This window comes from Agrobacterium sp. NPDC089420, assembly GCF_044900305.1.
Classification (GTDB): Bacteria; Pseudomonadota; Alphaproteobacteria; order Rhizobiales; family Rhizobiaceae; genus Agrobacterium.
Window position 1 is genome coordinate 384,800 of record NZ_JBJDMY010000001.1, and the last position, 14,150, is coordinate 398,949.

Below are 14,150 nucleotides of genomic sequence, written 5' to 3' on the forward strand. Positions count from 1 at the left end.
ATCAGGCACCCCTCAGGTTGAGGGCAAAGACACCCGTCGTAGGCGAGAACGGTTTCGACAAGTCGATGTCGAGTTCGCCGAGGAAACACATCTGCATCACGGCGGTGAATGCCAGGTCCACGCCATCAACGTCGATCCGACGGAAGACGGACCTCAGATCGGGATCAGCGTGCAGCGCGCGTTTCAAGGTGCCGAGCATCGACGGAAAGCGATGACGGCGGACGGCCCTGATAATGAGTTGCGCCTCAGGCAGATCGAGGGGACCCGGTTTGTGCGCCCACATGGTCTTCAAATTCGGGAAGAGCGGCTTGGCGAGGAGACAGAGTTCGTCATGAACGGCGTAGGAGCATCCGTGGTGCGCCTCGATATGCGCTCGCAGCACCTGCGTGCGCTTGGCAACCCATGCCTTTTCGGCCTGCTCGTTAACTGGCACGTAATCGATGAAGACGACGCTCCCGTCAGCCCTGAGGACGGCGACATCGGGGACGTGTTCGCGCTTCACGGAGGCGTTGTTCCGTCTGGGAGAGAAATACTCGATAGTCATAGGGTAAGCGGCGATGGCCTTGATGGCTGGATCGGTGTCGAGGTGGACGAGGCCGTCTGCCATCAGAGGAAGACGGGCGACGATCTGCCCTCCTGCGGCCTTGTCGGTGGGGAACGTTACCGGGAGCGTCCGGTACATCGTTCCCCATTCGGGTTCCCACAAGGGGACATGCGCATGAGCGAAGAGCGCGGGCGGCAGGTGCCGCGGACCGAAATCCATCAGTTCCATGTTCTGTCTCCTTAAATGGGCGAGCTGGTCACGTAACATCCGCCTGGGGCCGGGCAGCCCCAGGCGGTGGCGATCAGAGGCCTTCGCGGTTGGGGCGGCCGGACACGGAGCAGATGAGGCGCTGAAGCTCCTCCTCGAGTTCGATCCGGCTAATGTCGTCGAAACCGTCGAGATCGAACTCGATGGAGCCGAGGAAGACCCGTTTGGTGATGGCGTGCTTTACGAGAAACATGGACGCACTCTCCTATTGCCGTCCGCTGCCAGCGGCGACCTGCGAGGGAACTTTCGGGCCTTGTCCGCTTTCGCGGGGTCAGCCGTGGATATCATTGAAGCTTCGACCGTCGCCGCCGGTGGCGGGGTCAGGGCGGAGCGGAAGCGAGCGGCCAGTGCCGCCCGCCTATTCGTTCCGTTGCCCGGACGTCCGCCCTGCGATCCATTTCCGCGACAGGTACCCCGGAAACCGACAGGCGGTCCGTTGGAAGACATGGCTCCGCCGGTGCCGTTAACGCTTTACGCGTCATCAGCCCAGGTAGCCGGTTTTCCTGTTGAATTGCCCGATTAGCCGGGGTAACTGTTCGCCATGGCTTTTTTCCTTTCAGTTGGAGCCATCGGGCTGACACCTGCGCTAACAGGTCCAGCCGCCTTAAAATGGGTCGCCTTGCCGGGCGGCCCATTTCCGTTTCCGACCCCGCGGGCACCTCGCTTTTCGAGATCGCTGCGGCGTCGATGAAAGTGATATAGGCCGCAGGGCTGGGTTCACACAAGATCGCCGGAACGCGCCTGATCCTCCGTTTTCCGCTTACGGCGGCTAGGCACTCAACCTTTACGCGTTCGCCGGGGGTGAGTGGGTGATTTCGGTCGTGAGCGACGACCAGCGGAAATTCAAGAACTCGTTGATTGCATTGTTTTTCATAAGAAATCCTAGAACTCGCCGTTGAATCCTTGGTCGTCCAACGGCCGTGTTTTGCTGCAACCGCGCCGAAGGATTCGCCGCTCCGACTGGCGGTATCCGAGGCCGCCATCGAGGCCCCCATCATGTCATCGGCTACCCGGCAGTGGTAGCCGCGCGGGGCTGTCAAAGCCCTCTCCTGCAGGGCTCTTGCCTTGCAAGGAGCGAGCCGACGAAATCGAGGCTCGCTTTCGCGGGGCGCAAAACGGTTTAGGGAAATCCTGTCCGTCGAGGGCATGTCAAATCCTCCATTTCGTTTCGATAGGCATCGCCTGCTGGTCCGCGACAAGGAATTCCGCTGAAATTCCCGACCGCGATTATTCAGGAACTCGTCGCAACCGAGTTCTTGAATTAAATCCTTGTGGTCTCCCGTCGCGGCAAAGGCGCGGCAACCGCCTCCCTGCAACCTATGCCGGTAGAGGGTCCGCGTAGGCGACTTGTTAACCAATTCGCCAAGTCTTCCTATTTTTTCTCCTTCGGGACCGCGCCGCGTTGCGAATTCGCCGATTCCAGCCACGGGAGACCTATTTCCCGACTTCAAAATCGGTGTCCCGGCCCGTGGCCAGAGGGCCGGGACACCCGCCGTTAGCCGTCACGTCCTGACGGATGCGGCATTCCTGACCGGTTCTTCGAGGAGGCCGAGAACCTGCGCGCCCGGCACGGTACCGTTCGAAAGGAGCAATTCGACCAGACGATCGAGTTGGGGTCGATACCCGGAGAGCAAAACAACTGCCCGGTCGAACTGAGCTTTCAAACGCGCCTCCACAAGGCCGCGCAGTTCGGGGTCGCTGGCCCGAAGGTGCTCGAGCGGGCGATCGCCCGTACCGAGGTCGGCGGAAAGGTTTTCACCGAGTCCGAGCTGCCGCTCAACGCGGGTCGCGGCATCGGTTGCCAGTACAAGATCGGAGGACGGCGCGCCGCCGGCACCGTCGGCTCTGTCGCCGAGCACGACCATCTCTGCGGCCGTCCCGGCCAGAAGCATCGCGATCCAGTCATCGTAGTAGGAAGCGTTTCTGACCACGCCCAGGTACGGAACGAAGGAGGTCGTGCCCACCCTACCGATCCCGCCGGAGACGGGAACCTCGCGCGCGATGCCCACAGAGATCAGGGTTTCGGAGCCAAGCACGGAACCGACAATGGCGTGGCCCGCCTCATGAACGGCGATGCGGAGCAATTCCACATCGCTCAGGAGATAGCGCGCAGGCATTGCTTGCATGAGGACACGCTCGTCGAGAGACATACCGCTGCGTCGGGCAAGTCGGCGTGCATCCCGGGCGAGCTTTTCGATATCAGCCCCGGACCAGCCGACCGTTCCGGAAACGAAACCGGAGAGATCGCCGTTAATCCGGTCCTCGCGAAGGTGGTAACGAAGGATCGCCAGCCTTGCCTGCGCGTCAGGCAAGGGGATTTCAATTTCGGTTTCAAGCCTTCCCGGGCGAAGGAGAGCGCGATCGATGGCGCGGGGATTGTTGGTGGCGGCAACCACAACGACACCTTCTCGCCCCTCCACAGGGTCGAGGCATTCGAGGAGGCCGTTGATTACCTGGCGGCGGTAGTCGCGATTGTCGCTGTCGCCGCCCGCCTCGCGATCGCCGAAGCTATCCGCCTCGTCGATGAACAGGATGCAAGGCGCGGACTTCGCGGCATCGGAGAAGGCAGCACGCATCGCCCTCAGGTAATCGCCGAGATGGCCATTGGCTTGCCATCTCGCGGCCGAAGCGCTGATGAGCTTCACGTCGCAGGACTTGGCAAGCGCCTCGGCGTAGCGTGTTTTACCAGAGCCGGGTGGGCCGAAGAGCAAGGCTCCGCGATCGACATCATCCCAACCGATCCTGCCGGCGCGCCACGCCCGTAGGTCTTCCGCAAGCTGAATGCCCCAATCCTTGGCCTTTCCATAACCATGCATGTCTTCGAGCCCAGCCGCGGACGATACCTTCGGCGTCGGTTCGACGGGTTTAGCCTCCATTCGTTTCATCTGGCGCACCGAACTCATAAGCGGTCGCGTGGGTCTGATCGACACCAGGATCGCGTCAAACGATTTCGTCGATAGGAATTCAGCATGCGCCTCGGTCATGCCGGGGACCTTCGCCTTCCGGGCCGCAGCGATGAAATGTTCGGTCGTCGGGCTGGCAATGTCGGCGACCAGATCGGCTCCCGCGAGGAAATCCGCAGGCGGGTATTCTCGCTTCTCGGTAATGATTACCACCTGGCGCGCGTACTTGATCCGGCCATAAAACGAGCGCGCGTCAATGGTGGACTCGCCGACAGTGAATGCTACGGCAGGATCGTTGCCATATTCATCCGCATTCGCGGGGTCCTCGATGAGGCTCGACACCGCCCGGCGATAATAGTCAGCCGTGTTCTCGGGGGCGATGAGAACAGCGATAAAAGCCAGGTTTTTACGGCGTAGGAAAGGCCGAAGGGCACGACGGACACCGCATTTTGCAACTTCGATAGCAAGATGCGGCGGCGAATTCGGCCGATTGATTGATCTGTAGGACATTGAGAGGTTCTCCATAGACGACGGGACGATTGCGATGTTGCCTCACCGCGGTATCCGCCTCACAGCCGTCTCGGGGCCGAGGGGTGCGTCGTCGAGATCGACCTCGACGTAGCCATGGAGAATGAGGGACGCGATTCCGGGGACGGGTTTGGTTTCCTGAAAAGCCTTGAGGCATTCCGCTAGCGGCAGGGAACCGTGTTCGTCGAGTGCCGCCAGCAGTCGAAGCCGATCGCCGAGGGGCGTGACATGAGCGGCATAGCGCAGCAGGTCTTTGGCGTTCCGCAACCTGAAGCCGTCGTAGATTTCGGCACGATCGAGCAGTTTGTAGCGGGCGTCGATGCGCCTGGCTTCCGACGCGATGACAGCGATCTCGACTGAAACAACCCGATCTGGTGCGTCCACATAGAGGGTGGCACCGTCTTCGTCGAAAACCTGAAAATCGGGAACATGGGGGACCCCGCCAGCGTCGAATGGGGTCGGCATGCATCGCCACGCGGTGACCGAAGGGTTAACATCGAGAATGCACCCGACATCGCGTGCGGCCTGAGAACGGAACAGGCCTACGCCCTCGCACTTCACGGTACCCGCAGGGTGATAGCTTCTGATCGACGCGGAGTTTCTGGCCGCGCGCAGCGTGGCGGCCTGCTTGGCAATTCCCATGACATCCTCCAAAAACGGTTGGTCGTCGCCGCGGTCATCGCGGCAGCGAGGGTCAACCTATTCGTATGAGGTAGTTCTGGAGTTTGCTCATAACGGGAATAAATAGCGAACAAAAAGCGAAAATCAACCGGGCGCTGTAAAAAAACTTTCGTCAACTTTTTCAGGATAACCCGGTTGACACGCTGAAATTTCGGATTACTTGTCGACGGCCTGAGCGACGACCATTCCGCTCAAAGGACAGCATCGATGACCCAGGTTCCGAGGAATAGCGCGCGAATATGACCGTGTAGGCTCACGCCGCAACGGCGTGTTCCTCGTTCGTCATTTAACCCAGGGTATCCACTATGTCCTCAACCCGTCTCCCGTTTCGAATAGGTCGCTGATCCCCAAAAGGGATCGCCGCCTTGCTCATATTCGAATTTGAACCACACCCGCCGCCATCGGTGCGCGGAACAGGAGACGCTTGCCATGTTCAATGCCAACCGCATCATGTCCGACTATATCGTCAATCTTGCCGACGTCAGCTCCTACGGGTGCCATCCGATGTCGTTCGAAGAACTCAGGGATGAGTTCGAGGTCTTGCCCATGCACGACGACGAACTAGAGGCGCTTGTCGGCATCTGAATACCCTACCCGGAGGGCGACCGAGGTTAGATCAGAGGATTTGCTGGGCAAGACCACGCAATCTCCTAAATCACCGTCGTTGGCTATGGTCGGACATCCGACGCCGCCACAAATGTTTGCGCCGACAAAGAGTTGAGACCACCATTGGCTATGGAGGTAGCCAATGGTCGAAAAATACGAACCGTCGCGTTTGATCGCGAACTGCTTGAAGTGCATCAGGCTAGGCTCTGAAATACGAGACCTAGAGTTTATGAAGGCTTGGATGAACCCGGCTCGAAAGTTGGCTGCGACACAAGGGTCGGAAGAACAACACGATCAGTTGCGTAACCACGAAGAAGAGATACGTCTTCTGGAAGAGATGGAAGCAGTCGGTGGCGCAGGAAGTGCGCTTCTGAAAGATCACCCACTCGTTATAGGCCGAGAGAAAATTCGCCGCCGACGCGCGGAACGTATCAGGGCTTCGGCAACTTGCCCGCTACCTTCACCTGATCCAGGCTGATCCACTCGAGTTCCTCTTCGTCTGGGAGCGGATCATGGTACACATCGAGCTCGGCCATCTCGAGACCGTGTTCGCTGTATCGCGCAGCATAAGTTGCGGCTTGTTCTGCTAGTATCCAGGTTTCAATTTGTTCCAAGAGCGCTTCCAGAGCTTCTTGTTCTTCAATTACACGCAGCTCACCCAAAGCCTTTTTCAGACTAACCGTTGACCTGCCCGATCCTACCGGCCGACCATATAAGTCCGGACTCCCACATTTCAGCGATTTCTCTTTGTAGGCTGGGCCGTCGAAACGGTCCCTTGACGAAGTCCAATTAGAAGGTCCCTCGATCGCGAGGGAGCCTTCATGAAGTTTATTATCCAGAATCTATTTCCATTTCGAGTTAAAGCGGTTGAGGTTCCAGTTCTGCCGGAGGAATTGGAAAAGCCCAGTTCGAAGGCGGCTCTGCTTTCGAAGGCCGAGTCAGTCAGACATCATCTGGTCGAGAACTTTGAGGGGATCACCGTCAATATTGGTGGCGAGAGAGGGAGACATCAACTTGCGGTCCGTGGCTTAGTAAACGCAAACATCGACCTCATATTTCAAATCAAAACTGCCGACATTGGCCACGTAGATGTCGAATTAGCTATGAGGGAGCAGGGATGTTGTCGTCGGTTCACACAGAACCTTCACAACGCAATTCAAGCGATCGGCTTTGAAAAAATGTCTCTCAAAGCGGTGAGAGAAGGACGTGTTGCATGGGCGGCACTTGGTTTCAGACCGACTCCAACAGCTTGGAAACTACGGAAATCAAGCTTTGCCAACGGATTTCGCAGCGTGCGAGATCGCTATCCGGCAGATATAGCTGACCTTATCGATCGGATGATCCTAGAAAATGACTTCGACGCATTCCCTGTTCTTGCAAACGTAAATTACAGCGGCAACAATAGAAATGAATATAGAATGATGTCTGCGAGTGTTATGAGTAATCTTACAGACTGGGAAGGGGAATTTTTAGTCGGTGAAGGAGAGTATACACAGTATTTATTCAGATGATCCGCACATCGTTCCAGATGGATACATCGATGGTGCCATCGACATTTTGGAGGAGCTCGATACCAATCCTCGAGATTTCGACTTCCCGGCCTTGAGAGCGGCGTATCTGGCGGGCGGACGCCCGAAGGACCTGGTCGATCAAATCCTCCGGGCGCTGGGTGAGCCGCAAACCTGATGCAGGTGATCGATGCCGGACTGGTACCAAACGCCGCAATTCTGTACTTGCTCGACGGCGTGTTTGGCGTCTGACGAGGTGTTTGTCGAACCCGATCTACGCAGACAAAGCCGAATCTGGCGTTTCACGCAGGAACTCTGTCGCTCACCAGGTCAGTGTTTTCCCGCCAATGGCCAACATCGAAGTCGACAATCAGTTGTTGCCGCAAGAACTGTCGACCAGAATTCTTGGTAGTTTAATAGGGTGGCATGGAGAATTCGATGTCGGAAGTGAGCGACGACATCTGCTGCGATGCGCTGGAGAGCTGTGCGCCGATCCTGCGGAGCGTACTCAACGCCGTCATCGCCGAACCGTTCGTCAGGATACTGGTCATTCAAAATCCGATGTCCGCAATCTGTAGCAACGAAGCCATATTCAGCTTCACCGACAGATTTCGGATATCGGCGTTAAAACCGCGGCAAATTGAGAGGGTGAAAATACCCTGTCTCAACGATTCTCGGCCGACGGCTTCTATTTCGATAGGGCAAAATGCGCCCTGCGTTTCCGACCCTTAAAGTTTACCGTTTTATGTCGAGATTCAGTCTGGTTCCAGACGGAAAACGTTTACCTCACGACGCTTTAAAAAACGCACGGAGTTAGCGAGGAAACGGTCTATTTTCGAAAGGCCGATGTACTGACGAGCGCGATCACGCACTCTTTTTCGGCTTTGAAGGAAGAAGGCCTTCACGTTGCATCTGCTTGCGGGCGAGCTTCCTCTGACGGCCGACTGCTTCAGCCTTTTCCCGCGCTTTTTTAATGGATGGCTTCTCGAAAGCTTCACGCAGGCGCATCTCGCGGAAAATGCCCTCGCGCTGAAGCTTTTTCTTGAGAATGCGTAACGCTTGGTCGACGTTGTTATCGCGGACTTCAACCTGCATGGGTCCCTCTCGAGGTCAAAAAACGGTGCGCCACCATACGCAATCTGACGTCGAATCCAAGGTCAACGATCTATCAGTAATGGCCTTTCTCGACCCGCACTTTCTGATCTTCAACCCTGTTTTTTCCGATTGTGGGAGCGAAGAACGTATTCTTGCCGAGCGCACAAGCGGAAGTGAGTCGTACACGCATGCCTTACCTCGCCGGACCGATTTTCCTGCGTGGAGTGACTGCGCCCAAGCTGCGGTCCCCGTCGCTTGGCGGTGAATAATCATAAAGCATGGGCGAATCGAGTGATGCCAGCAAAAGCAAATGTTCCACTACTTTCACCTTTTGCAGATGTTCGACATTATTCCGGCCACCAAGACTAAGTGCAGGGGCGAAACCATAAATCTCACCGGGTTCAAGTTGCCCAATCTTTTCAAGAGCCAAGGGCATCATGTTTTGGTATTTTTCGTCTTCCCATGGAGCCACATATGGAGAGACGTTGAATGACAATTTAAGACCAATCATCACTTCGTCGGTCCATTGGCGCTTTTGATCTTCGTCATATCCGCGGGGCTCCACCCGGACCATGCCATTTGGCAGATTTAACCGTATCGTCGCATCGCCGTACCAAATGTCGACGTTACCGAACGCATTGTATCCGAAGGCAATCATGCGCGTTGGATCAAGCTCGGGATCACCGAGAAACACATAGTCGATAATCGGCTGAAATATAGAGGGATCGCATATCCAATACTGGCCTTTTGACCAACTGCACCAACCTTTTTCGATCCAGAATTTTACCAGAATTTCAGGCAAACGATCCTTGTAGCGCTCTACTATCTGCGCACTAGGCTTCACTACGTGATCGATTTCGTATGCATTCAGGAGTTCCTCAATCCATTTAGTTTCAAACACATTGTAGTTCGGCTGCTCTACCATTGTCATGTTCCTGTTAATGGCTCACCGGGGCGACTGGGGTTGCTGGGGCAAAGTCGAAGATCAACTTGCACACTGGGGCAGTTGTTCGCCGCTTGTCTCTTCGCATGCTCTGCTAGTCGGCTGGCGCGAGTATGTCCATTTCGATTTGGATTGATCCATTGGCTTCCCATAGAACTGTTTTCGGAAAGGCCACCTATCCGATTTTCAATTGGCAAGGTCTGATCGACTACAGAATTATATTTCCCACCCGCTATCATGTCTGGATTATGCAATGCCGCCGCCGAATCCAGATATTCTCCCAATTTTATCGGACCCTGTATTGGACCGTACTGATCAACGTACATTTTCTGGATACGCGGGTCGTTTCTATATTCTTGGCGCGCTTTCGCCTGAAGTGGTTCCGACAAAGCCCGCATGCCCGCCGGATTTGCTAGATATTTTGCTTGATTGGCCAGCATCTGCTGTGGACTCATATTGTTGAGCCCTTGTTCCTGCAATTCCATTTGTCGCTTGAACTCATCAATATCGATCGTACTTTTGGTGGGCATAAAGCATATTATCAATAACCGACATCTACGGTTCTCATCTTCGTCTATACGAACATTTGATCCAGGTGGCGGCACCGGAACAGGCGTAGGCTCCGGGTCCTGCGTTGGTTTATTTTTCTTTCTGTGCTCCTGAATTTTCGCAAACGTCTCAGTTCGGATGTCAGCACCACTGTCCCAGAATGGAAGTTCGTTCATTCTGCGTTGCGCATCTAAAAGCAATTTCTGTTCAAAATCGTCCTGCGGGACGGTATCGGAAAAATTCATTTTGTTGGTCGGAATAAGCACACCGGCGGCGAATATTCCGATCCCCGCCAATATCGTTCCCAAACTGACACCTCCCGCGGCGGCGGCAGCCCCTCCAGCACCGGAAGTTGCTGCACCGGCAGCGGTACTTGCTCCTCCAGCCGCGGCTCCACCCGCACCTTGAACGAGTGGAGCAAATCCTGGCGTGACGAGGAAACCTAGAGCAGCGCCACCGGAAGGAGCAGCGTCAGATGAACGGTTCTGCTTTTCTGAAGCATCGGCGACTTCAATTGCACGAAGCGATCCTCGCACCGGATCATCGTCCTTGGGAGGGTTATATGTCTGCGTGCTGCGGACAAAGATCGCCTCACCCTCGGTATTCTTGCTGTTCATATGAAAACGGTCGAGGTGGCGGATGACGTGCGAACCCTCTGCACGCACCTGATCGGCATGGCCGATCGGTTCGCATACGCTCTCCACCGTTCCAGATTTCACACCTTTTCGGACACCGGGTGCATCGCCATGGACATGTGTTGTGCACGAACGCATGACCATGGCCTTCTTGCCCGTGAACCGGACGGTGGGCGTGTAGTTTTTGTCGTGGCCACAAAAATCCACGACCGGATAGGGAACGGGCACCACCGATGACCCAACAGGTGTCAGACACACGTCCGGTGCCAGGGAAACGATCCGCGCTTCATCGATATCTCTCAAGCCCTCGCGCGGCGTCTTCGTCGTCCATGTATCGGGATATTGTGGCTCGCCGATATAGTTGTCGCGAGGGATACTCATGCTGTCTCCCTTGCAGCCGCTTCGGTTTCAGGAGCCTTCAGGCGAACCCGGGTCAGGATAAGTTTTGTTTCACCAGCATCGGGAAGCGGAAACCTGACGCGCCAGGTCAGAAGCACCCGTCCGTCATCGCGCCAGTCGAATTGCACCCCATCGAGTTTCAACACATGCCACTCGTCGCGATCTTCGCGAGAGCAATGAACACCGAGGGTGAGGCCGGGCAACGAGCCTTTCGCGACTGGATGATCAGAACTCAGGTTAATAAGCTCGTAGCCCTCGTCACCCTTGAGGTGAGGCGTAGCGACGAGATCAGGATGGGCGGCCTGCCAGAAGCGCGGATCGAAATCGCGGGGTAAAAGCGGATGCCGTTCCTCAACCCAAGCATCGTCATAGGTTCCGGTATATTGCTGACGAGGCTGCCACCAGGGCGACACAAGGCCAAATCCCTGTGGCTCCGGCGTCTCCTTCCAGTCCAGTCGTTCGCCAGGCGACGTGATCTGGGGCGCGCGTACGGGAGGCGTGTCTGCGGCCATGTCGAGATTGACGATGCCGCACCCCAGAGGATTGCGGTACTCAACATCGGCAGGCGTGTCGGTTTCGGTATCACCTGTGCCTGGAATGATGCCACCAAAAGCATTCGTCCAGCAGACAGTGACCTGACGGGTCAGTTCGGGATCGCTCAGCACCCAATCGCTGATGACCCGCTTCGGCTCCCTTGCGGAGAAACCCGCCCACTTTTCCTTGATGACGGGTTTCCAGAATCGTTGACCGCATACTTCGATCTCCTTGGAAACATCCCCGACACGAATGGAGGCGCGCCAGGATTTCTGTGGCTCCTGCGACGGTGACCAGGCATCTCCCAGGAAGCTGATATCCGTGCCGGGCTTGTCAGGGGTCAGATCACTTTGGCGAAGAAGGATGGTCTGATGTGGATCGCCCTCATAGGCATCCTCCCACTGGAAACTCTCCTGCTCCCGAGCGATCTCCATTATTCCGTCCTGCACATGCGTGAAGGTGGCGCGTACGGAAACAATGCAGTCAAGCTCGCCTTCGGCATCGAATTGACGGAAAGCCATGGCAGGGAAAGGCAGGCGGTTCTCAAGCTTCAAGACCCGATCCTCCCTCAGTTCAGATCGATCGGCTTGCCACGAAGCTGGAAATGATCCGTTGCCACGAAGTTGAAGGTCTTGCCAAGAATGATGACCTCGCCATTCGCCTTCATGATGAATTTGGAATCGCCACACTCGATGACGAACTCTTCACCGACGGCAATTTTCTTGAACTTTCCGACGCTCTCCAGCGACGTCTGACCGACGTTGGTGACCTTGCTCACCCCGATCTGTTCAGCCCGCGCTACACCGACGCTGTCGGATTTGAACGTACTGACAATCGTGTTCATGATGCCCGGCAGCGGAAACAATCCCGAAGCATCGGAGCCGACACCCGTGCCCGATCCTGCGAGCGCCGTACCCGCATCCGCACGCGGGCTTGGACCGGAGACAACGCCCTCGCGCGATGAAAGACCGCCCGCACCGAGAAAGCCGAGTGCGGATGAAGCCAGCGTAGTGGCAAAGGCCGCGACACCCGGGCCACCACCGCCGGCGATCTGGGCGGCCTGCGAAAGCAGCCCTGCCGTCTGTCCGGATAGAGCCTGCACGCCTGCCATGGCCATCATCGCCATCGGTCCCGTGCCGCCAACGACGGTGTTTACCGAGCCGCCGATCTCGTGTTTCTGGTTACCGGAGACCTCAACGGCGCGGTTGCCGCCAACCGAGGCGACCTCGTGCCGGTCGATGCGCTTGGTGCGGTCATTCAACACCCGCGTCGTCTGATCCTTCTGGGCATGGAAGAACTGGTTCTCCTTGCCGGCCTCGTCCTCGAAGGTGATTTCGTTGAAACCGTCGCCCTTGTGACTGTTGGAGCGCAGCACCATGCGCGTCTTGTTGGCGGGCAGGTCGTAAGGCACGGAATTGGCCGGATTGTTGACCACGCCGATGACGAGCGGTTTGTCCGGGTCGCCATCGATAAAAGCAACCATCACCTCCATGCCGATGCGCGGGATTACCTGCGCACCCCATGTGCCGCCGCCCCATGCCTGGCTGACCCGCACCCAGCACGTATCGGTTCCATCCTTCTTCGCCTTGCGGTCCCATGGGAACCACAGCTTGATGCGGCCATATTGATCCGGATGGATTTCCTCACCTTCAGGGCCAGCGACGATTGCCACCTGCGTGCCCTCGATGCGCGGCCGCTTCGTCGCACGGTGCGGCGTCAGCGGCACCCGCGCAGGGATCGCCTCGAAACTGTTGCGATATTCCGGCTCGTTGCCATTCGTCTCATAGGAACGGTCGACGATGCTGTGGCTTGCCCTGATGATCACATGCTCCTCATAGGCATGTTCGGGATGGGCAACCTCATAGGGCGTGAAGCGGCGGCCGGCTTCCAGAATGCGCGAGGTGGACGAGCCGAACACACGGTCATGATCCGCTTCGATCGACTGGGTGCGCAGTTTCTGCGCCCGCTCGGCTTCTTCGACTGTCCTGATGCGGGCCGGATATTCGTAGAGCTCGCGTTTTGTCGCATCCGGCATCTGCACCAGCGACGGCGTCATCGTGCCCGGCACCATGCCCGGCGTCTCGAAGTTCCAGTCCGCGCCCGCCCGCTGGCCCGACACATAGGAAAAACGCCGTGCCCAGTCATTGATGTGGTTGCGGTCCGAAGACCCCTGCGCCAGACGCACCCTGCCTTCGCCCTGCGCCGAAGACGACGGGGCAAGCCAGCCGCTGGCGCTGTCGGCCACATGCAGCTTGTGGGAACCATCCTCATGGCTGAACCAGTAGAACAGCCCGTCCTCCTCGAAACGGCGCAGAAGATAGGAGAGGTCATCTTCATTCCATTGAACGCTGTAATGCTGCGCCGGCGGCGGCGAAATAATGCCTGACGTATCGGGGGCGGGAATGCCATGTTCGGAAAACAGCGTCTCGACGATCTCGACTGCCGTCTTGTCCATCCAGATGCGGCAATCGGAACGCCGCGACAGAAGCCACATCTGCGGGCGGATCGTCAGCGCATAGGAGCGCAGCCCGCGGGTGATCGGCGGGCCCTCATGCAGTTCCGTCACCAGACCATTGAAGGGGCGGCGGATGCCGCTACCTTCCTCGCCATCACCTTGCTCAACCTCGACGGAGACATCGATCAAGCGTCCGATCAGTTCCTCGGGCTTGACCGCGTCCTTCTTGGCCCGCACGTTCAGGTGAATCTCGAAGAGCCGCGAAACACCCTCGTCAACCGCAAGTCGTTCCGGCAGAAGCTGGTCTTCCCCTAACGGAGACTTGACCTTGAGCACACGGCTCGCCTGGAGAAAGTCCGAAGATGCAGGCTGGTCGGTCATGGCGAACCTCGATGGAAGATCGGAAAAATATCAATCAACTGCCAAAATCTCGACAGAATGCAATCAAACATTGTGGCGAAACCATGGACTCACCATGAATTCTGCAACCCGGATAGGGCAAA

Annotated in this window: 14 protein-coding genes; 3 read left to right on the forward strand and 11 right to left on the reverse strand. The window is 57.1% G+C overall.

Annotated features, from left to right (window positions below):
• Position 1 precedes the first annotated feature (1 nt).
• From ACI2KA_RS01900 to ACI2KA_RS01915, 4 genes are all read right to left on the reverse strand, one after another.
• Positions 2-772: a hypothetical protein gene (locus ACI2KA_RS01900; RefSeq protein ID WP_404498694.1), complete on the reverse strand. Its 771-nt coding sequence runs from the start codon at positions 770-772 to the stop codon at positions 2-4.
• A 73-nt stretch (positions 773-845) separates the two neighbouring features.
• Positions 846-1,004, reverse strand: coding sequence for a hypothetical protein (locus ACI2KA_RS01905; protein ID WP_404498695.1), 159 nt, complete (start codon positions 1,002-1,004; stop codon positions 846-848).
• Positions 1,005-2,313: 1,309 nt separating this feature from the next.
• Positions 2,314-4,224: an AAA family ATPase gene (locus ACI2KA_RS01910; RefSeq protein WP_404498697.1), complete on the reverse strand. Its 1,911-nt coding sequence runs from the start codon at positions 4,222-4,224 to the stop codon at positions 2,314-2,316.
• Between the two features lie 42 nt (positions 4,225-4,266).
• Positions 4,267-4,884, reverse strand: coding sequence for a hypothetical protein (locus tag ACI2KA_RS01915; RefSeq protein ID WP_404498699.1), 618 nt, complete (start codon positions 4,882-4,884; stop codon positions 4,267-4,269).
• 468 nt (positions 4,885-5,352) lie between these two features.
• On the opposite strand from ACI2KA_RS01915, the gene ACI2KA_RS01920 reads away from it, so the two are divergent.
• A complete protein-coding gene (locus tag ACI2KA_RS01920; protein ID WP_404498700.1) occupies positions 5,353-5,508 on the forward strand; it encodes a hypothetical protein in 156 nt (51 codons plus the stop codon).
• A gap of 452 nt (positions 5,509-5,960) precedes the next feature.
• Here the strand turns inward: ACI2KA_RS01920 and ACI2KA_RS01925 are convergent, their stop codons facing one another.
• On the reverse strand, positions 5,961-6,191 hold the full coding sequence (locus ACI2KA_RS01925; RefSeq protein ID WP_404498702.1) for a hypothetical protein: 231 nt from the start codon (positions 6,189-6,191) through the stop codon (positions 5,961-5,963).
• 159 nt (positions 6,192-6,350) lie between these two features.
• Between ACI2KA_RS01925 and ACI2KA_RS01930 the strand changes: the two genes are divergently transcribed.
• A complete protein-coding gene (locus ACI2KA_RS01930; RefSeq protein ID WP_404498704.1) occupies positions 6,351-7,040 on the forward strand; it encodes a hypothetical protein in 690 nt (229 codons plus the stop codon).
• Positions 7,006-7,215 (forward strand): hypothetical protein, encoded by a 210-nt coding sequence (locus ACI2KA_RS01935; RefSeq protein WP_404498705.1) that lies wholly within the window; start codon positions 7,006-7,008, stop codon positions 7,213-7,215. Before ACI2KA_RS01930 ends, ACI2KA_RS01935 begins: the two co-directional genes overlap by 35 nt.
• A 235-nt stretch (positions 7,216-7,450) precedes the next feature.
• On the opposite strand, the gene ACI2KA_RS01940 is transcribed toward ACI2KA_RS01935, so the two are convergent.
• From ACI2KA_RS01940 to tssI, 6 genes are all read right to left on the reverse strand, one after another.
• Positions 7,451-7,588, reverse strand: a complete 138-nt coding sequence (locus ACI2KA_RS01940) for a hypothetical protein (RefSeq protein ID WP_404498707.1) — start codon at positions 7,586-7,588, stop codon at positions 7,451-7,453.
• Between the two features lie 313 nt (positions 7,589-7,901).
• Positions 7,902-8,132: a 30S ribosomal protein S21 gene (gene rpsU, locus ACI2KA_RS01945; protein ID WP_174020583.1), complete on the reverse strand. Its 231-nt coding sequence runs from the start codon at positions 8,130-8,132 to the stop codon at positions 7,902-7,904.
• Positions 8,133-8,325: 193 nt separating this feature from the next.
• Positions 8,326-9,057 (reverse strand): GAD-like domain-containing protein, encoded by a 732-nt coding sequence (locus ACI2KA_RS01950; RefSeq protein ID WP_404498709.1) that lies wholly within the window; start codon positions 9,055-9,057, stop codon positions 8,326-8,328.
• A 2-nt stretch (positions 9,058-9,059) separates the two neighbouring features.
• Positions 9,060-10,640, reverse strand: a complete 1,581-nt coding sequence (locus ACI2KA_RS01955; RefSeq protein ID WP_404498711.1) for a polymorphic toxin type 15 domain-containing protein — start codon at positions 10,638-10,640, stop codon at positions 9,060-9,062.
• Positions 10,637-11,746 (reverse strand): DUF2169 domain-containing protein, encoded by a 1,110-nt coding sequence (locus tag ACI2KA_RS01960; RefSeq protein WP_404498713.1) that lies wholly within the window; start codon positions 11,744-11,746, stop codon positions 10,637-10,639. The genes ACI2KA_RS01955 and ACI2KA_RS01960 overlap by 4 nt, the downstream gene beginning before the upstream one ends.
• A gap of 14 nt (positions 11,747-11,760) precedes the next feature.
• Entirely contained in the window at positions 11,761-14,028 is a 2,268-nt protein-coding gene (gene tssI, locus ACI2KA_RS01965; protein ID WP_404498715.1) for a type VI secretion system tip protein TssI/VgrG, read from the reverse strand.
• Between the last annotated feature and the right edge of the window lie 122 nt (positions 14,029-14,150).

Bases quoted from the DNA above. Each gene is read 5' to 3' on its own strand.
- ACI2KA_RS01920 (WP_404498700.1), top strand. From the start codon at position 5,353: ATGTTCAATGCCAACCGCATCATGTCCGACTATATCGTCAATCTTGCC.
- ACI2KA_RS01915 (WP_404498699.1), bottom strand. From the start codon at position 4,884: ATGGGAATTGCCAAGCAGGCCGCCACGCTGCGCGCGGCCAGAAACTCC.
- ACI2KA_RS01940 (WP_404498707.1), bottom strand. From the start codon at position 7,588: ATGACCAGTATCCTGACGAACGGTTCGGCGATGACGGCGTTGAGTACG.
- ACI2KA_RS01910 (WP_404498697.1), bottom strand. From the start codon at position 4,224: ATGTCCTACAGATCAATCAATCGGCCGAATTCGCCGCCGCATCTTGCT.
- rpsU (WP_174020583.1), bottom strand. From the start codon at position 8,132: ATGCAGGTTGAAGTCCGCGATAACAACGTCGACCAAGCGTTACGCATT.
- ACI2KA_RS01905 (WP_404498695.1), bottom strand. From the start codon at position 1,004: ATGTTTCTCGTAAAGCACGCCATCACCAAACGGGTCTTCCTCGGCTCC.
- tssI (WP_404498715.1), bottom strand. From the start codon at position 14,028: ATGACCGACCAGCCTGCATCTTCGGACTTTCTCCAGGCGAGCCGTGTG.
- ACI2KA_RS01900 (WP_404498694.1), bottom strand. From the start codon at position 772: ATGGAACTGATGGATTTCGGTCCGCGGCACCTGCCGCCCGCGCTCTTC.
- ACI2KA_RS01955 (WP_404498711.1), bottom strand. From the start codon at position 10,640: ATGAGTATCCCTCGCGACAACTATATCGGCGAGCCACAATATCCCGAT.
- ACI2KA_RS01930 (WP_404498704.1), top strand. From the start codon at position 6,351: ATGAAGTTTATTATCCAGAATCTATTTCCATTTCGAGTTAAAGCGGTT.
- ACI2KA_RS01950 (WP_404498709.1), bottom strand. From the start codon at position 9,057: ATGGTAGAGCAGCCGAACTACAATGTGTTTGAAACTAAATGGATTGAG.